This is a genomic window from Citromicrobium bathyomarinum (assembly GCA_001306305.2).
GTDB lineage: Bacteria > Pseudomonadota > Alphaproteobacteria > Sphingomonadales > Sphingomonadaceae > Alteriqipengyuania > Alteriqipengyuania bathyomarina.
Genome location: CP155577.1, coordinates 2,995,772 through 3,012,858, shown reverse-complemented (window position 1 = coordinate 3,012,858; position 17,087 = coordinate 2,995,772). Strand labels below are relative to the sequence as shown.

The 17,087-nt window shown below is 65.6% G+C and carries 19 protein-coding genes; 7 read left to right on the top strand and 12 right to left on the bottom strand.

The features are described 5' to 3' along the window. Positions 1 to 23: 23 nt before the first annotated feature. The 8 genes from VO57_015025 to VO57_014990 form a co-directional block, all read right to left on the bottom strand. Positions 24 to 494: a hypothetical protein gene (locus tag VO57_015025; GenBank protein ID XBL69425.1), complete on the bottom strand. Its 471-nt coding sequence runs from the start codon at positions 492 to 494 to the stop codon at positions 24 to 26. After that, on the bottom strand, positions 491 to 1,420 hold the full coding sequence (locus VO57_015020; GenBank protein XBL69424.1) for a lysophospholipid acyltransferase family protein: 930 nt from the start codon (positions 1,418 to 1,420) through the stop codon (positions 491 to 493). Before VO57_015020 ends, VO57_015025 begins: the two co-directional genes overlap by 4 nt. After that, positions 1,392 to 1,814 carry a Fur family transcriptional regulator gene (locus tag VO57_015015; protein ID XBL69423.1) on the bottom strand — a complete coding sequence of 141 codons (423 nt, stop codon included), beginning with the start codon at positions 1,812 to 1,814 and terminating at the stop codon, positions 1,392 to 1,394. Before VO57_015015 ends, VO57_015020 begins: the two co-directional genes overlap by 29 nt. Before the next feature lie 136 nt (positions 1,815 to 1,950). Beyond that, entirely contained in the window at positions 1,951 to 2,394 is a 444-nt protein-coding gene (locus VO57_015010; GenBank protein XBL69422.1) for a MucR family transcriptional regulator, read from the bottom strand. Between the two features lie 131 nt (positions 2,395 to 2,525). Next, complete coding sequence (locus tag VO57_015005; protein XBL69421.1) at positions 2,526 to 3,008, bottom strand: GNAT family N-acetyltransferase; 483 nt, start codon at positions 3,006 to 3,008, stop codon at positions 2,526 to 2,528. Further along, positions 3,005 to 3,604, bottom strand: a complete 600-nt coding sequence (gene tsaB, locus VO57_015000) for a tRNA (adenosine(37)-N6)-threonylcarbamoyltransferase complex dimerization subunit type 1 TsaB (GenBank protein XBL69420.1) — start codon at positions 3,602 to 3,604, stop codon at positions 3,005 to 3,007. The genes VO57_015005 and tsaB overlap by 4 nt, the downstream gene beginning before the upstream one ends. Before the next feature lie 87 nt (positions 3,605 to 3,691). After that, a complete protein-coding gene (locus VO57_014995) occupies positions 3,692 to 4,300 on the bottom strand; it encodes a malonic semialdehyde reductase (protein XBL69419.1) in 609 nt (202 codons plus the stop codon). 44 nt (positions 4,301 to 4,344) lie between these two features. Further along, positions 4,345 to 4,923: a NifU family protein gene (locus tag VO57_014990; GenBank protein XBL69418.1), complete on the bottom strand. Its 579-nt coding sequence runs from the start codon at positions 4,921 to 4,923 to the stop codon at positions 4,345 to 4,347. Positions 4,924 to 5,062: 139 nt separating this feature from the next. On the opposite strand from VO57_014990, the gene VO57_014985 reads away from it, so the two are divergent. The 5 genes from VO57_014985 to VO57_014965 all read left to right on the top strand — a co-directional run bounded on the left by VO57_014985 (position 5,063) and on the right by VO57_014965 (position 12,762). Continuing rightward, complete coding sequence (locus tag VO57_014985) at positions 5,063 to 8,113, top strand: insulinase family protein (protein XBL69417.1); 3,051 nt, start codon at positions 5,063 to 5,065, stop codon at positions 8,111 to 8,113. Positions 8,114 to 8,230: 117 nt separating this feature from the next. Further along, positions 8,231 to 9,601: a 3-deoxy-7-phosphoheptulonate synthase class II gene (locus VO57_014980; GenBank protein ID XBL69416.1), complete on the top strand. Its 1,371-nt coding sequence runs from the start codon at positions 8,231 to 8,233 to the stop codon at positions 9,599 to 9,601. Between the two features lie 148 nt (positions 9,602 to 9,749). Continuing rightward, the gene (gene egtB / locus VO57_014975) at positions 9,750 to 11,000 is read left to right on the top strand and encodes an ergothioneine biosynthesis protein EgtB (protein XBL71355.1); all 1,251 of its coding nucleotides are present in this window, start codon (positions 9,750 to 9,752) and stop codon (positions 10,998 to 11,000) included. Further along, complete coding sequence (egtD, locus tag VO57_014970; protein XBL69415.1) at positions 11,000 to 11,986, top strand: L-histidine N(alpha)-methyltransferase; 987 nt, start codon at positions 11,000 to 11,002, stop codon at positions 11,984 to 11,986. The genes egtB and egtD overlap by 1 nt, the downstream gene beginning before the upstream one ends. A gap of 86 nt (positions 11,987 to 12,072) precedes the next feature. Then, positions 12,073 to 12,762: a TIGR02281 family clan AA aspartic protease gene (locus VO57_014965; GenBank protein ID XBL69414.1), complete on the top strand. Its 690-nt coding sequence runs from the start codon at positions 12,073 to 12,075 to the stop codon at positions 12,760 to 12,762. Positions 12,763 to 12,820: 58 nt separating this feature from the next. Here the strand turns inward: VO57_014965 and VO57_014960 are convergent, their stop codons facing one another. Together VO57_014960 and VO57_014955 are read right to left on the bottom strand one after the other, a co-directional pair. Beyond that, complete coding sequence (locus VO57_014960) at positions 12,821 to 13,414, bottom strand: NAD(P)H-dependent oxidoreductase (GenBank protein XBL69413.1); 594 nt, start codon at positions 13,412 to 13,414, stop codon at positions 12,821 to 12,823. Positions 13,415 to 13,441: 27 nt separating this feature from the next. After that, positions 13,442 to 14,140 carry a pirin family protein gene (locus VO57_014955; GenBank protein ID XBL69412.1) on the bottom strand — a complete coding sequence of 233 codons (699 nt, stop codon included), beginning with the start codon at positions 14,138 to 14,140 and terminating at the stop codon, positions 13,442 to 13,444. A 126-nt stretch (positions 14,141 to 14,266) separates the two neighbouring features. Here VO57_014955 and VO57_014950 point away from each other — a divergent pair, with 126 nt between their 5' ends. Then, a complete protein-coding gene (locus VO57_014950) occupies positions 14,267 to 15,175 on the top strand; it encodes a LysR family transcriptional regulator (protein XBL69411.1) in 909 nt (302 codons plus the stop codon). Between the two features lie 88 nt (positions 15,176 to 15,263). Next, positions 15,264 to 15,980, top strand: a complete 717-nt coding sequence (locus tag VO57_014945; protein ID XBL69410.1) for a Crp/Fnr family transcriptional regulator — start codon at positions 15,264 to 15,266, stop codon at positions 15,978 to 15,980. Positions 15,981 to 15,989: 9 nt separating this feature from the next. Here the strand turns inward: VO57_014945 and VO57_014940 are convergent, their stop codons facing one another. Both VO57_014940 and VO57_014935 read right to left on the bottom strand, forming a co-directional pair. Continuing rightward, the gene (locus tag VO57_014940; GenBank protein XBL69409.1) at positions 15,990 to 16,361 is read right to left on the bottom strand and encodes a carboxymuconolactone decarboxylase family protein; all 372 of its coding nucleotides are present in this window, start codon (positions 16,359 to 16,361) and stop codon (positions 15,990 to 15,992) included. Between the two features lie 25 nt (positions 16,362 to 16,386). Beyond that, a complete protein-coding gene (locus tag VO57_014935) occupies positions 16,387 to 17,055 on the bottom strand; it encodes an OmpW family outer membrane protein (GenBank protein XBL69408.1) in 669 nt (222 codons plus the stop codon). Positions 17,056 to 17,087: the final 32 nt, after the last annotated feature.

Genomic DNA, 17,087 nt, shown 5'->3' with positions numbered 1-17,087 from the left:
ATAGCGGCGCAGGGCGTGCGCGATCAAGGAGGGGGCTGATCGAAGGGATTCGCTATTTCGCGAAACTCTCCATCCATCGCCGTACCCTCGTCCGTCATCTGGCCAAGCGGTGGCGGCGTCTGGTTCACAGGGATTGCTGCCTTCGAGCAGTAATAGCGATCCGAGGCATAGGCGTGAGATGGTCCGAACTCTGTAACTGAGAATTCCCAGAGATACCCAGCGAAAGTGGTCCTCGCAAAAGCGATCACGGCATCATCGGATTGCTTCCACAAGGCCCGGTGAGGATCAAGGCGAAGGTGAGCGCCATCCAAGACCGACGGTTTTGGTTGATCGAACTCTTGGCTCTTGGCCCAAGCCGAGGTGTAGCATTCCATTCGTGCCGGCCCGCGCTCAAGGCGTTCCGTCAGCCGATCAATCCCGATCTGGGCCCATGGTGTGCAACCGACCATCGAGAGCGCGCCCAAACCGACAAAGGCCCGCGAGATCGACATCATGAGGCGGGCGGCGTCTCATCCGCTGCCGGTGCCCCCACCGGCGGCAGCTTCGCCTTGCTGTAGCGGATCGGTGCGACGTCGTGGTCGAAGGGGCGCAATTCGTGGCCCATCGTTTCGCGCAAGCACTCCTCGATCCGTACCCGTGCTTCGGCGGCGATCGCCTTGCGCCCGCGATATTCGATCGGGCTGAAGGGTTCGAGGAAGAACAGCTTGACCGGGAAGGTGCCCTTGCGTGCCATCACCCGCTTGTAATTGTTGAGCCCGTCTTCCTCGCCGATCCAGCCGATCCATTCGGCCATCGCGCCGTAATCGAGCACCACCGGCTGGACCAGCACGCCGGGCGGCGGCGGCTCCAGCACGCTGAGCATCGAGGATTTGAAGGGCAGCAGCGAATGCCCATCCGTGGTGGTGCCTTCGGGGAAGACGGTGACCGACCAGTTGTCCATCAGCGCCTCGCGCAGCGCGTTGATCTGGTCCGCCACCCGCAGCCGGTCCTCGCGCTGGACGAACACGGTGCGGTTCAAGGAACACAGCCAGCCCACCAGCGGCGCCTTGGCCAGTTCCGCCTTGGCGACGAAGGCGGTGCCGCTCGCGCCTGCCAGCGCGAGGATGTCGACCCAGCTGACATGGTTGGCCACGAAGAACACGTCGCGGCGCAGCGGCGTGCCGTGGCGCTCGACCCGCGCACCGACGATCCACGCGGCAATCGCCAGATACCACTTGGGCCAGGGCGATCCGTAGGTGAAGATGCGGGTGACGTAGAGCGGCACCACAAACAGCATCATCAGCAACACAAGTGCGATGGTGCGGGTCCATAGCCGGACCCAGCCCATGAAGGAGATCGGCGTCTTCTCGCCCCGCGCGGCGGCCTGCCGGGTCTCCCAGTCGGACCGGGTATCAGTTGTCGCGTTCGAGGCGGACGCCATACAATTCCATCCGGTGATCGACGAGGCGATAGCCCAGCTTCTCGGCGATCTGCTTTTGCAGCGCCTCCAACTCGGGGTCGACGAATTCGACCACCTTGCCGCTTTCGACGTCGATCAGGTGATCGTGGTGCGATTCGGGCGCGGGTTCATAGCGGGAGCGGCCATCGCCGAAATCGTGCCGGTCGAGCACGCCGGCCTCTTCGAACAGGCGCACCGTGCGATAGACGGTCGCGATCGAAATGCCGGGGTCGATCTTGGACGCGCGCTCGTGCAGCTGCTCCACATCGGGGTGGTCCTCGCTGTCAGACAGCACGCGTGCGATGACCTTGCGCTGTTCGGTGATGCGCAGGCCCTTGTCGGCACACAATTGTTCGAGATCGATTTTGTGGGGCACTGGGGGTTCCTCGGGCTTTCACCGGAGGCATAGGCGGGGTGCGCGGCCCGCTCAAGCCCCGCTCCAGCCCCGATTAGGCCCCGATCAGGCCTCGCCGGTCGACCTTTTCGCAAGATCGACCGGCGGGCGGATTGCCTTATTCGGCAGTTTTCTTGCGACGACCGCGCTTCTGGCCGGGCGTGCGGCCCAGGCCGATCTTTTTCGCCAGCTCGCGGCGCTTTTCCGCGTAGTTGGGGGCAACCATCGGATAGTCGCTCGGCAGGTTCCAGCGCTCGCGATATTCCTCGGGGCTCATGTCGTAGTTCGTGCGCAGGTAGCGCTTGAGCATCTTGAGCTTCTTGCCGTCTTCTAGGCACACGAGGTAATCGGGCTTGACCGAGGCGCGCACCGAAACTGCAGGTTCGGGCCGCTCTTCTTCCTGGGTAGCACCGCCGCCGAGGCTGCTGAGAGCCGAATAGACATTGTTGATCAGCACCGGCACTTCGTCGAGTTCAGCCGAATTGTTGCTGACGTAGGCTTCCACGATGTTGGACGTAAACGCGATAAGCGTTTGCGTCATTTCCATTTCTTGCTCGTCCATTAAGTCCTCTAGGGTTTTCGTATGCGAGGTGGGAGGGGGAGGGGCCGCATACGCATTTCCCCTTGTGCGATTCACTTGCCAAATGCAATGCTCGCGACTGCTTTTTCTCAAGCGTCTGCAGATAGTATTAACTACTTGTCGGTGAGGTCCAACCCGAAGGTAATCGCGTCCATTCGTGCACCGTCACCGAGGCGATAGTAATTCTTGCGCCTGCCTATCGGTGCGAAGCCATTGCTTTCGTACAGCGAACGGGCCGGATTGTTCTCCCGCATTTCCAGAAACAGGCGTTCCGCACCGCGCAGCCTTGCATTGGCGGCCAGCATTGCGATCAGCGCACGGCCCACGCCGCAGCGCCGCGCAGCGGGCTCGACCGCGATCAGCAGGATTTCCTCTTCGCCCGGTGCTGCGCGCACGATCGCGAACCCGACCGCTTCGTCCGGATCGGCGGGCACGGTGCCGTCGAGGCCAAGCAGGCTTGCGTGAGTATGCGAGAGGATCAGCGCGGAGGCGACCTGCGATCGGTTCCACGCCTCGCCCCACTGCGGGTCGAACGCTGCGTCCATAATCCGCATGATCGCGTCGATCGCGGCTTCGCTGACACCGTCCGCGCTCATGACGGCATCCGCGCATCGGGCGCGCGGCCATAGATCGGTGCGGTTTCGAGCGAGAGCGCGTGCTGGTCCAGCGCGGGAAAGGCGCGGGCATCGCTGTAGGTCTGGATCGCGGTGCCGGAACCCGCCAGCTCCACGAAGCGGTCGGCCACGCTGCCTGCAACCAGCGACGCAGGGAAGCTGGCGACTGCATCTTCGGGCCGCATCGAGACGGGCTCTGCCTGTGGCGAGCCGTCTTCTGCAAAGCCCTGCACGAACCATTCTCCGTGCCCGCCTTCCATCGCGACGGTCAGCACCTGCGCGCCCGCCTGCTGCCGCGCCATCGCCGCGACCAGCGCCATCGTGGAATAGCCCTGCAGCGTCGCGCCCCACGCAAAGGCGAGGCTGCGCGCCACCGCGAGGCCGATCCGCACACCGGTAAAACTACCCGGACCGCGCGCGACCGCGATGCTGGATGCCCGCCCGCGTTCGGGCAGGTCGGCGATCATCGGCACCAGGCGTTCGGCGTGGCCCCGACCGAGCACCTCGAACGTGCCCGAGATCAGCTCTTCATCTTCAAACAGCGCAACCGAACACGCCGGGGTGGCGCAGTCGATCACCAGTGTACGCGCAACAGTAATCGTCTGCCCCCTGCAACGCGCGCGACCGTGCTCCGGCCCGCGCCATCCGACCCTGGGTCGAAGACCCTAGTCGATGCGGTTGAATTTTTCGAATTCGGGTCGCGGGCTGCGATCGAAAATCGAGTCCTTGTCGCCATAGCCGATCGAGCAGATCCAGTCCGCCCGGTATTGCGGCTGGTCGGCGAAGAAGTCTTCGGTCACCTTGTCGAGGTCGAGCCCCGACATTGGCCCGCAATCGAGGCCCAGCGCGCGCGCCGCCAGCATCAGATAGGCACCCTGCAACGCGGAGTTGCGCTTGGCCTGTGTGATCCGCCCCTCGACATCGCCTTCGAACCAGCTCTTCGCGTCGGTATGCGGGAACAGTTCCGGCAGGTGCTCATGGAAATCGATGTCGTAGCCGATGATGACGCAGACCGGCGCGGTCTTGATCTTATCGACATTGCCCTCGCTCGCATGCTTGGCGAGGCGATCCTTCGCATCCTGCGACTTGCACCATACGAAGCGGGCGGACTGCTGGTTGGCGGAGGTCGGGCCCATCTTCAGCAGGTCGTAGATGTGCCGGATTTGATCCTCGGACACCTCCTTGTCGAGCCAGCCATTATAGCTGCGCGCTTCGAGGAACAGCTGTTCGAGCGCTTCGTGCGACAATTCGTGGCCGTGGAACTGCTTGGTCATGGAATCTTCTTTTCTTTCGAGGTCCGGGGAGGGGGAGGGGCCGATCAGGCCGCCCGCACCTCAACGACTTCGGGCACGTAATGTTTCAGCAGGCCCTCGATCCCGTGCTTGAGCGTGGCGGTGGAGGAGGGGCAGCCGTCGCATGCGCCCTGCAGCTGGAGATGGACCACCCCGTCGCGGTAGCCGCGATAGGCGATGTCCCCGCCGTCGCCCGCGACCGCGGGGCGAATGCGCGTTTCCAGCAGTTCCTTGATCTGGTCGACGATGTCGGCATCGGCCGGGTCCTCTTCCACCGTCAGCGTATCCTCAGCCGGGACCTCGATGCCAGCCGCGCTGCCGCCGTGGAACAGCGGCGCTTCGGAGACGAAATGGTCGAGCAGTACGGCGACGATCTGCGGCTTCAATTCGGTCCACTGCGTGCCTTCGCCCTTGGTCACGGAGACGAAGTCGGAGCCGAAGAACACGCCGGTCACTTCGCCGGTGTCGAACAGCGCCTGCGCCAGCGGGCTTGCCTCGGCATCTTCCGGATTGGCAAAGTCGCGCGTGCCCTGCGGCATGACCTGCCGCTGGGGCAGGAACTTGAGCGTGGCGGGATTGGGTGTGGTTTCGGTTTCAATATACATATCGCCCCCGATGTAGGGGCGGGGCGGGAACGCGGCAAGCAATGGCGCGTCCCCATCAGGGGGCAGTCGGCAAATTCCGTCGCATGACTGCCATTTTGTTCATTAGGCCTTCACGCCTTTCCTCCCTATAGGCACGCACATGCACTCCGTTTCCTCCGGTCTCAGCCGCCTCGCCCTGCTTCTTCCCCTTCTGGCGGCGGCGTGCGCGAGCCCGGGAATGCCGGACGCGCCCGATATGGCCGCGGGCACACCGCAGGCCGAACAGGCGCAGGCCTCCCCGCAGAAGAACGCCGGGCTGCGGGACACCGCGCATACGCAGAAGAAAGCGTCGGGGCAGACCCCCGCCACGCTGACCCCGGCGACCGACGAGCCGCAGGCGACCGCCGCCACGCTCCAGTCGCCCGATGAAACCCCGTGGCTGTACGAGGGCAGCAATGTCCCGGTCGATCGCCAGTGGCGCTTCGGCGTGCTCGACAATGGCCTGCGCTATGCCACCCGCAAGAACGGCGTGCCGCCCGATCAGGTCTCGATCCGCATCCGTATCGACGCGGGATCGCTCTACGAGACCGATCAGGAGCGCGGCTTTGCCCACCTGCTCGAACATCTGCTGTTCCGCCAGTCGCGCTACCTCGATGTGGGCGAGACGATCCCCACCTGGCAGCGGCTGGGCGCGACCTTCGGCAATGATACCAATGCGGTGACCAGCCCGACGCAGACGGTCTACCAGCTCGACCTGCCCGAAGCCTCTCCCGCCAAGCTGGACGAGGCGTTCCGCCTGCTGTCGGGCATGGTGCAGGCCCCGGTCATCAACGAGGTCAACGTGCGCACCGAAGTGCCGATCGTGCTCGCCGAAAAGCGCGAGCGTGGCGGTGGCGCGGGCGAACGGGTGGCGACCACCAGCCGTGAAACCTTCTTCAACGGCCAGCGCCTCGCCGACCGGACCCCGATCGGGACCGAGGAGACGCTGCTCGCCGCCAATGCCGATACGGTCGGGGCGTTCTACAAGCGCTGGTATCGCCCGCAGAAGACCGTGATCGCGGTCGCGGGCGATGCGGACCCGGTCGCGCTCGCCAGCCTGATCGAGAAGTATTTCGGCGACTGGCAGGTCGACGGGAAGGACGCATCCGCGCCCGATTTCGGCGACCCGAAGGCTCCGGCGGGGGCAGATCCCGCCAATCCGGTGGGCGAGACGACCGTGATCGTCGAACCCGATCTGCCGCGTTCGCTCACCTATGGGGTGATGCGTCCGTGGCGTCCGGTGCAGGATACGATTGCCTATAACGAGGGCATCCTGATGGATTCGCTCGCCCAGTCCCTGATCAACCGGCGGCTCGAAGCGCGCGCGCGCGGCGGCGGCGACTATCTCTACGCGCAGGTTCAGCAGGAGGACGTCAGCCGCAGTGCCGACGCGACCTTCGTCAGCTTCGCACCTTTGACGCAGGACTGGCAGGCCGCGCTGGAAGACGTGCGCGCGGTGATCGCCGATGCGACCACCAATCCGCCGACCGAGGAAGAACTCGCCCGCGAGATTTCGGAATTCGAGGTCGCTTTCGTGGCCGGAGTGGAGGAAGCCGATGTCGAACCGGGCGCGCAGATCGCGGATACGCTGGTCAACGCGGTCGACATCCGCGAAACCGTCGCCTCGCCGCAGACAGTGCTCGATATTTTTCGCGGGATGCGTGAACGGGTGACCCCGCAGGCGATCCTCGAGCGCACGCGCAAGCTGTTCGATGGTGAGGTGATCCGCGGCACCTATGTAACCCCGCAGGAAGGCGAAGCCACCGCCGAGCAGCTGCGCCAGGCGCTGGCCGCGCCGGTCGCGGCGGATGGGTCCGCGCGCATCGCCGCCAGCACGGTCTCTTTCGACGATCTGCCCAAGATCGGCACGCCGGGTGCAGTCGTGGAAGAGGGCCCGCTCGGCGTGCTCGATATCGAGCGGGTTGAGCTGTCCAACGGCGTCACCGCGTTGCTGTGGTCCAACCAGGCGGAGCCGGGCCGGGTCGCGGTCAATGTCCACTGGGGCGCGGGTATCCGCGCGTTCGACAAGGATAGCGCAGCCTACATCCCGCTCGGCGAAACCGCGCTGATCAGTTCGGGGCTTGCCGGGCTCGACCAGGAAGATCTCGACCGGCTGGCGACGGGGCGCAAGTTCGGGTTCAACTTCACCGTCGATCTCGCCAACTTCACCTTCTCCGCCGATACCCGCGCGGCGGATCTGGCCGACCAGCTCTATCTGTTCGCGGCCAAGCTGGCGCAGCCCGAGTGGGACGCGCGGCCGGTGATCCGCGCCAAGGCGGCGGCGCGCATTTCCTACGATACCTATGCGACCAGTCCTGCCGGCCTGCTCAACCGCGATCTCGAAACGCTCATCCGCAACGGCGATCCGCGATTCGCGACGCCGAGCCCGGAGATGGTCGAGGGCACTACGCCCGAAGGCTTCCGCAAGGTGTGGGAGCCGCTGTTGAAAAAGGGCCCCATCGAAGTGCTGATCTTCGGCGATTTCGAGCGTGAACAGGCGATCGAAGCGCTGAAGAACAGCTTCGGCGCACTGCCCCCGCGCGAGGCCATCGATCCCGCGACCCTCGCTGCAAATCCCGAGGCGCCGGAGGCTGGCGCGCGCAAGGTGCTGTACCATCGCGGCGATGCCAACCAGGCCGCTGCAGTGGTCGCCTGGCCGGCGGGCAGCGGCCTTGCGCAGGTGCGCGAGGGGCGGCAGCTCGAAATCCTCGGCCAGCTGATGATGAACCGTCTGTTCGACGAGATGCGCGAGCGTGCAGGTGCCAGCTACGCGCCGCAGGTGCGGGTGGACTGGCCCAACGACGATGTCGGCGGCGGCACGATCATCGCGCTCGCCCAGCTGCGCCCGGACGATATCCCCGCGTTCTACGCGGCGGCGGACGAGATCGCGCGCGACCTGGCGACCACCGGCCCGACCGCGGACGAGCTTGCCCGCGTGACCGAGCCGCTGCGCCAGACGATCCTGCGCGCGACCACCGGCAATGGCTTCTGGATGTGGCAGCTGCGCGGCTCCACCCGCGATCCCTCGCGCATCGGGGTGATCCGCACGCTGCTGGACGATTACTCGATGACCACGCCGGATCGGATGAAGGCCCTCGCGGCGAAATATCTCGAAGCGCGCAAACCGCTGGAGATCGCGATCATTCCGGAGGGCACCGATCTGCCCGAGTGATGCTTTCGCAAAGGCAGATCGACAGCCGGCAAAGAACAATTAGGCTTGCGTGCGCGCAACGCAATTGCCAGTCGTTTTGCATACGCGAACCGATCGAACCAAAAAGAGCATAGTGCCATGGCTTCCCAATGGAGCCCCGATAGCTGGACGAATTTCGAGGCGAAGCACCTGCCCGCCTATGAAGATGCAGACGCGCTGGCGCGAGCCGAGAGCGAACTGGCCGCGTGCCCCTCGCTCGTCTTTGCGGGCGAATCCGATGCGCTGCGCGGCGAGCTGGCGCGGGTCGAGGCAGGGCAGGCGTTCCTGCTGCAAGGCGGCGATTGCGCGGAAAGCTTCGCCGAATTCGCGCCCGACACGATCCGCGATACCTTCCGCGTGATCCTGCAGATGGCGGTGGTGCTGACCTATGCCGGGTCGCTGCCGGTGGTGAAGGTCGGCCGGATGGCGGGCCAGTTCGCCAAGCCGCGCTCCAGCGATACAGAGACGCAGGGCGATGTCACCCTGCCGAGCTATTTCGGCGACAACGTCAACGGGATCGAGTTCACGCCCGAATCGCGGCGCAACGATCCGCAACGCATGGTGCGCGCCTATTACCAGGCGTCCTCCACGCTCAATCTGCTGCGCGCCTATGCGGGCGGTGGCTATGCCAACCTGCGGCAGGTGCACGACTGGACGCTGGACTTCATGGGCCGCTCGCAATGGTCGGAGAAATTCTCCGCCATGGCCGACCGGATCACCGAAGCGCTCGACTTCATGGCCGCCTGCGGGATCGACCCGAGCGAACTGCCGCAGTTGCAGGGCACCAATTTCTACACCAGCCACGAAGCGCTGCTGCTGCCTTACGAACAGGCGATGACGCGGCGCGATTCGAACAGCGGGCAGTGGTACGATTCCAGCGCGCACATGCTGTGGATCGGCGACCGCACGCGGTTCGAAGGAAGTGCGCATGTCGAGTTCATGCGCGGCATCCGCAATCCGATCGGGGTGAAGTGCGGGCCGAGCCTCGATCCCGATGTGCTGCTGCGGCTGCTCGATACGCTCAACCCGAACCGCGAGAGCGGGCGGATGGTCCTGATCACCCGCTTCGGGCACGACAAGGTGGAGGCGCATCTGCCGCAGCTGATCCGCGCGGTGCGCCGCGAAGGGCACCCGGTGGTGTGGTCGAGCGACCCGATGCACGGCAACGTGGTCAAGTCGGAAAGTGGCTACAAGACGCGGCCCTTCGACCGGATCAAGGCGGAGCTGGCGGATGTCTTCGCGGTCCACCGGGCCGAGGGAAGCTATCCGGGCGGGGTCCATCTGGAGATGACCGGGCAGAACGTGACCGAGTGCGTCGGCGGCGCAGTCGCGATCACCGACGACGAGCTGTCGAGCCGCTACCACACGCATTGCGACCCGCGCCTCAACGCGGCGCAGGCGCTGGAGCTGGCGTTCTCGATCGCCGAAATGCTCCAGCCGCAGGTCGATCGCGCGGCTGCGGCGGCGTAGGTTCAAGGTTCGCTAGCGCGGTCAAAGACAGACGTCGCGACCACACAAAGGATAAATTCGGAAACCGGGTTTCCCCTGCTGCATTCCTTTCCCTAGGGTGGGACAGGATTGCTCGCCAGGTGGGAGAGAATCCGTGGCTTCAACCAGACTGCGAACATCGAGCGGCGAGAGCCCGCTCGAAGAACGCTTCCTTGCAACCCGCGCGCTGACCGAGGCGCTCGCCGCGCCGCTGAGCGAGAGCGACGCGACCATCCAGTCGATGGAAGACGCCTCGCCCGCCAAGTGGCATCTCGCGCACACGACGTGGTTCTGGGAAACCTTCCTGCTGCGCGACCATGTGCCCGGCTACCAGCTGCATGACGAGCGCTGGCCGTTCCTGTTCAATTCCTATTACGAAGCCGAGGGCGAGCGGATCGGGCGTTTTTCGCGCGGCATGCTGTCTCGCCCGAGTGTCGACGAAGTGCTCGACTGGCGGGCCGCCGTCACGCAGGCGATGGGCGAGCTGCTGGGCGATCCCGACCTCGCGCCGCTGATCGAGCTGGGCGTCGCGCACGAACAGCAGCATCAGGAATTGCTGCTGACCGACATCAAGCACGCGCTGTTCCAGAACCCGCTGGGCCCCGCGATGTTCGACGCGCAGCTGCCCGCGGCCGAGGCGCGCGAGCGTGGCTGGACCGAGCATCCCGGCGGGATCGGCGCGGTCGGCCACAAGGGGGAGGGTTTTTCCTTCGATTGCGAAGGCCCGCGCCACCGCGTGCTGCTCGAACCCTTCGCGCTGGCCGACACGCTGGTCACCAATGCCGAGTGGGACGCGTTCATCGCCGATGGCGGGTATGAAAATGCCGCGCTGTGGCTCAGCGACGGGTGGGCCTGGGTGCAGGAGAGCCGCATCTCCGCACCACTCTACTGGCGCGATGGCGATAACGGGGCGGAGCACTTCACGCTCGCCGGGTGGCAGCCGCGCGACCCGCATGCGCCGGTCACGCACATCTCCTATTACGAGGCCGATGCCTTCGCTTCGTGGGCGGGCCATCGCCTGCCGACCGAGTTCGAATGGGAAGCGGTCGCGCGCGGACAGCATGCCGAGGAAGCTCCCGCGCACGAGCCGGACGAGGGCAACCAGCTCGACGCCGCAGGGCCGGTGCACCCGATTGGTTCGCCCGGCCTGTTCGGCGACTGCTGGCAGTTCACCCGCAGCGCCTATCTGCCATACCCGCGCTTCCAGCCCGCAGAGGGCGCGGTGGGCGAGTACAATGGCAAGTTCATGAGCGGGCAGTTCGTCCTCAAGGGCGCGAGCTGCGCGACCGCGCGCGACCATTCGCGCGCCTCCTATCGCAACTTCTTCTACCCGCACCAGCGCTGGCAGTTCACCGGCCTCAGGCTCGCGAAGGACATCTGATGACCGATCAAACCGGGCTCAAGCTCGTCGACCTCGACGAGTCTGGCGTCGACCGTGCGTTTCGCTCCGACGTGTTGTCGGGCCTGCGCGAGGGGCAAAAGGCGATCCCCGCACGCTGGCTCTACGACGATGCCGGATCGCAGCTCTACGAAGACATCACCCAAGTGCCGGAATATTACCCGGCACGCGCCGAGACGCAGATTCTGCAGGAGCGCGGGGCGGACTTCGCCGAGGCGATCGGGCCGGGGCGCGCCGTGGTCGAGTTCGGCAGCGGATCGTCGGTGAAGACGCCCGCTCTGCTCAGCGCAATCGACCCTGCGGCCTATGTGCCGCTGGATATTGCAGGCGATTTCCTGCGCGCCGCTGCCGCCGATCTGTCGGCCAAGTTCCCCGGCCTGCCGGTCTTCCCGGTGGAGGCCGATTTCATGCGCCGGGTCGAACTGCCCGAGGAAGTGGCGGAGATGCCCAAGCTCGGCTTCTTCCCCGGAGGCACCATCGGCAACATGGTTGCGCGCACCGCGACCGATCTGCTGCGCACCATGCGCGAGACGCTTGGCGAAGGTTCCATGCTGCTGGTCGGGATGGACCTGATCAAGGACACGCGCGTGCTCGAAGCCGCATACGACGATGCGGGGCGGGTGACGGCCGAGTTCAACCTCAACCTCGCGCGGCGGATCAACCGTGAGCTGGGCGGGACAATTCCGGTCGACAAGCTCGAACATGCCGCACGCTGGAACGACCAGTTCGCGCGGATCGAGATGCATCTTGTCGCGCAGGAGGACATAACCTTCGAAATCGCAGGCGAGGAGTTCGCGATGAAGGCGGGCGAGACGATCCACACCGAGAACAGCCACAAGTTCGACCGCCGCAGCGCGGACAAGCAGCTGCTGGCGGGCGAGTGGACGCCGGTGGGGCGCTGGCTGGACCGGGAGGAGCGCTTCAGCGTCGTCCTCGCCGAAGCCAGCATCCCGCGCAGCGCGCCCTGAGCGCTCGTCCTCGCCAGCGGGGAAAGCAAGCGGCAATCGCCATCCTGTTCATGGATTAGCACGCGAGTGTGCCCTATATTGCGATGATGGACTTCGCCCCTGTGTTCGACCGGCTGGCCGCCAGTATCGGCAGCATTCCGCAAAGCGGCCTGCTGATCATCGCGGTTGCCGCGATGCTGATCGGCTGGCTGGGCGCTGCGCTCGCCCGGCGCGATCTCCTGATCGGGCGGATAGTCAGCACCGGCAGCACGCTGGTGCTGTGCGGAGTGCTGGTGCTGATCGTGCTCCAGCTCGCCCGGCTCGACCCGCGGTTCGACGTCGCGATGTCGGAAGTCGGCCTGCCCGAACAGAGCGTGGTCGGCGGGGAAACCCGCGTGGAGCTGTCGCCGGACGGGCATTACTGGCTCAATGCAGAGGTCAATGGTGTGCCCGCGCGTTTCCTGGTGGATACCGGCGCAACGCTGACCGCGATTTCGGAGCCGACCGCACGCGCGGCGGGGCTGGAGGAGCGGCGCGATCGCCTGCCGGTGATGATGACCACCGCCAACGGCACGATCTCGGTCGGCACGACCACGATCGAGGAATTGCGCTTCGGCAATGTCGCCGCCTTCGGGCTCGACGCGGTGCTCGCGCCCAATATCGGCGAGACCAATGTGATCGGGATGAACCTGCTCAGCCGGCTGGCACAGTGGCGGGTGGAGCAGGGCGTGCTGATCCTTGTGCCGAATGTCCCTCAGGAACAGCAAGTCGGCACCACGAAGGCAGATCGGACATAATCATCCGCCGGAGCGCATTGCTGCACCCCGGCGGACGTTAGCGTTCAGGCGCTTGCCGTCAGGCCGCGAGCGTCTCGATGGTCTGTGCGGCCGCTTCGATCTTCTGCTCGCCATCGATCCCCATGATGCCATCGGCGGCAATGATCTCGACATCGGTGATCCCGAGGAAGCCGAGGAAGTGGCGCAGCCAGGGCGTGAGGAAGTCGATCTCGCTGCCGATCGGCGTGCCGCCGCTGGCGATCACGACATAGGCCTTCTTGCCGCTCAGCATGCCTTCCGGGCCGCTTTCGGTATAGCGGAACGTGGTCCCGGCGCGTGCGACCAGATCGGCCCATGCCTTGAGCGTGGAGGGCATGGTGAAGTTGTACACCGGCAGGCTGAGCACCAGCGTATCGGCGGCCTGCAGCTCCGCGATCAGCGCGTCGGCGACGTCTGCCAGCGCCTGCTGCTTCTCGTCACGCTCGGCGGGCGGGGTCAGGTTGGCGGCGAAGCGGTCCGCGTCGATCAGCGGCAGGTCGTTGGCCGCCAGATCGCGGGTCACGATGCTGGCGTCGGTGCCTTGGCCGATCTTCTCGACCAGCTTGTTGCCGAGCTTGCGCGAGACGGATTCTTCGCTGCGGATGCTGGCGGTGACATGCAGGATATTGGTCATGGGGTGTTCCTTTTCTTGGGAGAGGTTTCAGGCCGCGTCGACGAGGACGATTTCGCTGTCTTCCCTGGCGGTGATCCGCAGCACATCGAGATCGCTGATCGCCGCGCCGTCGCGTGCGTTGACGGTCTGCCCGTCGATCTCGACGGCGCCGGTTGCGGGCACGAGGTAGGCCTTGCGGTTGGCACCGAGCGGGTATTCCACCGTTTCCCCCGCAGGGATCGTCGCACCCACCACCCGCGCATCGGTGCGGATCGGCAGGGCGTCGGCGTCTTCCTCGTAACCGCTGGCAAGCGTCACGAACTGGCCTGCGCGGTCGCCCTTGGGGAAGGGCTTGGCACCCCATTGCGGGGCATCGCCTTCGCTGGTCGGGATGATCCAGATCTGGAAGATCTGCGTCACCTCGTCCTCGCGGTTGTATTCGGAATGGCGGATGCCGGTGCCCGCGCTCATCACCTGAACGTCGCCCGCTTCGGTGCGGCCCTTGTTGCCCAGGCTGTCCTCGTGCGTGATCGCGCCTTTGCGGACATAGGTGATGATTTCCATGTCGCGGTGCGGGTGCGGCGGGAAGCCGGTGTGCGGCTGGATCGTATCGTCGTTCCACACCCGCAGATTGCCCCAGTGGACGCGCGCGGGATCGTGGTAGTTGGCGAAAGAAAAGTGATGCTTGGCATCGAGCCAGCCGTGGTTTTCGCCACCGAGACTATCGAAAGGACGCAGTTCGATCATTGCGATTCTCCTTGCCTTTGGCGGATATCGGCAGGTGCCGGTTCCGCTGCGTTGGCTCCGATTTAGGCTTGCGCACCCCTGCTGCTAAGTGGGATAAGTTAGATCCAATTGTTCGAGAAAGTCGAAATGTCCGAACCTGGCTCCCCCACGCTCGACCAGCTGCAGATCTTCCTCGCCGTGGTCGAGGAGGGCAGCTTTGCCGCCGCCGGACGGCGGCTGAACCGGGCGGTGTCGGTCATCAGCTACGGGGTGAGCAATCTCGAGGCGCAACTCGGCCTCACGCTGTTTACGCGCGAGGGCACGAAGAAACCGGTGCTGACCAAGGAAGGCGAGGCGATCCTGGCCGACGCGCGCGTGGTCGCCGCCGGGCTCGCCGGATTGCGCGCGCGGGCCAAGGGCCTGCTCGAAGGGCTGGAGGCGGAGGTCAGCCTGGCGGTCGATGTGATGCTGCCTGCCGAGCGGCTGGCGCAGGTGCTGCGCGGCTTTGCCAGCGAATTTCCCACCGTGCCGCTACGCCTGCATGTCGAGGCTCTGGGCGCGGTCGCCGCGCTGGTGCTCGATGGCAAGGCAGGGCTGGGGATTGCCGGGCCGGTCGCCGCCGGGATCGAAGGGCTCGACCGGGTGGAGGCAGGCTCGGTCCTGCTGGTGCCGGTGGCCGCGCCCGACCATCCGCTGGCCCGCGCAACCAAGCTGAAGCCGGGGGCAGGGCGCGACCATATCCAGCTGGTGCTGACCGACCGCTCTCCGCTGACGCAGGGGCGCGACTTTGCGGTCCAGTCCCCACATACATGGCGGCTGGCGGACCTCGGCGCGAAACACGCGCTGCTGCGTGAAGGGATCGGGTGGGGCAACATGCCGCTGCCGATGATCGAGGGCGATCTGGTCGCGGGCACGCTGGTCAGGCTGGCCATGCCCGACGATACCGGAGGGCCTTTCCGCTTTTCCGCAATCCATCGCGCCGATGCGGCCCCGGGCCCGGCGACATCGTGGCTGCTGGAGCGGTTCGTGACGCTGGGTTTGGGGCAGGATCGCTGACTGCGCGGCACAAAACCTGTGCCTAGTCACGGTCTTACATTGCGAGCCTTCACCCGCATCGCCAAACCGGTTATGGCGCTGAGCAGCAATGAATGAACCGTTCCTCTCCCGCACCGCGAATTTCTGCGACGCCTGCACGGTTCGCAACCGCGCGATCTGCGGCGATCTCGACAATGAAGAGATCATCGCGCTCAATGCGATCGGCCAGCGCCGCCATCTCAGCGCGGGTGAAAACCTGCTGTGGGAGGGGGATGATGCGGTCGTCGTCGCCAATGTCGTGGAAGGGATGCTGAAGCTTTCGACCAGCACCGCCGACGGCAAGGAGCAGATCCTCGGCCTCGCCTTTCCCGCCGATTTCATCGGTCGCCCGTTCGGCCAGTCGACCCCCTATTCGGTCGAGGCACTGACCGATGTGCTGGTCTGCGTGTTCCGCCGCGCCGATTTCGACCGCTTCGCGCGCGAACATCCCAAGCTTGAGCACAAGCTGCTGGAGCGCACGCTGGCCGAGCTGGACCGGACGCGCAAATGGATGCTGCTGCTCGGCCGGATGACGGCGGAACAGCGCGTGGCGACCTTCCTGCTCGACCTGTCGACCAGATTTCCGGTCGAGGAAGAGGTCGGCACGCAGCCGGGTGCCTTCGCCCTGCGGCTGAGCCGCGGGCAGATTGCGGACGTGCTGGGGCTGACGATCGAAACCGTCAGCCGGGAATTCACCAAGCTCAAGAAAGCCGGTGTCGTCTCGCTGCCCAACCGCCGCGAAGTCGCGATCGAAGACCGCGAAGCGCTGGAAGATCTGGCCAGCTAGCCGTCCCGGCTATTCGCCGCCGCCCGCCTCGTCCACGAACTGGTCGTAGGCCTCCAGCGCCTGCGCCGCGTACATCGCGCTGGGTCCTGCACCCATGTAGATCGCAAGCCCCAGCGTCTCGGCAATCTCTTCGCGCGTGGCACCGTGCTTGCGCGCGCCATCCACGTGGTAGGCGATGCACGGGTCGCAGCGCACTGCGACCGAGATCGCGACCGCCAGCAGTTCCTTGGTCTTCGCGTCGAGGGCACCGGCGCCATGCGCCGCTGCCCCCATGTCGCGAAAGCCCTTCATCACCTCCGGCGCGCCGCGATGCAGCTGCTTGATCGCCGGGATGAGGTTGGCGGCCAGGGCGGGCCAGTCCTTGAAGTCGGTATGAGTCATCAGGCCGGTCCTCCCTGCCGATCGGTCAGAAGCGGTAGCTGACGCCTGCGCTCAGCACCCACGGGTCGAGATCGTGCTCGGTCTGGATGGCTAGCGTGTCGCCCGCGTACCAGCTGGCGGTGGTGTCGACGAAGTACTTCTTCGCATCCAGCGTCAGGCCGAACCCGCTATCGCCCAGCGGCACGTCCATCCCGGCCTGCAGCACGAAGCCGAATTCGTTCGACAGGTCGGTTTCGGTCACGCCCAGCGGCAGCGTGGCTTCGCCCGGATCGACATCGACCCACAGGAAGTAGGTTACGCCCGCGCCGACATAGGGTTTTACCGGGCCGAGGTCGAAATGACCCTTGGCGGTTACGGTGGCAGGGATCAGCTTCGCATCGGCGACAAGCTCGGCACCCGGCAGGCCCGATACCGCGTCGACATCATGCTGTGTCATGCAGCAGATCGTCTCGATCGAGAAATTCTTCGACACGAAATATTCGACGGCCAGCGTGGGCACGACATTGTCGTTGGCCTCGGTCTGGGTGTCGCCCGGCAGGCCGACCGTGTCGACATTGACGGCGCTGATCGCCCCGTCCGGCATCACGACGGTGCCCAGCAGCTTCACCTGGATGTTGCCCTGTTCATCCTGAGCCGCGGCAGGCGTGGCCAGCATGGCGGTTCCAACAAGCATTGCGGCAAACAGACGCTTCATCTCTTCGATCCTTCTTGCATTCCATGTCAGCC

Coding starts and splice junctions, on each gene's coding strand:
- VO57_014985 (XBL69417.1), top strand. CDS start 5,063: ATGCACTCCGTTTCCTCCGGTCTCAGCCGCCTCGCCCTGCTTCTTCCC.
- egtD (XBL69415.1), top strand. CDS start 11,000: ATGACCGATCAAACCGGGCTCAAGCTCGTCGACCTCGACGAGTCTGGC.
- VO57_014940 (XBL69409.1), bottom strand. CDS start 16,361: ATGACTCATACCGACTTCAAGGACTGGCCCGCCCTGGCCGCCAACCTC.
- VO57_014955 (XBL69412.1), bottom strand. CDS start 14,140: ATGATCGAACTGCGTCCTTTCGATAGTCTCGGTGGCGAAAACCACGGC.
- VO57_014995 (XBL69419.1), bottom strand. CDS start 4,300: ATGACCAAGCAGTTCCACGGCCACGAATTGTCGCACGAAGCGCTCGAA.
- VO57_014980 (XBL69416.1), top strand. CDS start 8,231: ATGGCTTCCCAATGGAGCCCCGATAGCTGGACGAATTTCGAGGCGAAG.
- VO57_014960 (XBL69413.1), bottom strand. CDS start 13,414: ATGACCAATATCCTGCATGTCACCGCCAGCATCCGCAGCGAAGAATCC.
- VO57_014950 (XBL69411.1), top strand. CDS start 14,267: ATGTCCGAACCTGGCTCCCCCACGCTCGACCAGCTGCAGATCTTCCTC.
- VO57_014935 (XBL69408.1), bottom strand. CDS start 17,055: ATGAAGCGTCTGTTTGCCGCAATGCTTGTTGGAACCGCCATGCTGGCC.
- VO57_015005 (XBL69421.1), bottom strand. CDS start 3,008: ATGAGCGCGGACGGTGTCAGCGAAGCCGCGATCGACGCGATCATGCGG.
- VO57_014965 (XBL69414.1), top strand. CDS start 12,073: ATGGACTTCGCCCCTGTGTTCGACCGGCTGGCCGCCAGTATCGGCAGC.
- VO57_015010 (XBL69422.1), bottom strand. CDS start 2,394: ATGGACGAGCAAGAAATGGAAATGACGCAAACGCTTATCGCGTTTACG.
- VO57_015025 (XBL69425.1), bottom strand. CDS start 494: ATGATGTCGATCTCGCGGGCCTTTGTCGGTTTGGGCGCGCTCTCGATG.
- VO57_015020 (XBL69424.1), bottom strand. CDS start 1,420: ATGGCGTCCGCCTCGAACGCGACAACTGATACCCGGTCCGACTGGGAG.
- VO57_014945 (XBL69410.1), top strand. CDS start 15,264: ATGAATGAACCGTTCCTCTCCCGCACCGCGAATTTCTGCGACGCCTGC.
- VO57_014990 (XBL69418.1), bottom strand. CDS start 4,923: ATGTATATTGAAACCGAAACCACACCCAATCCCGCCACGCTCAAGTTC.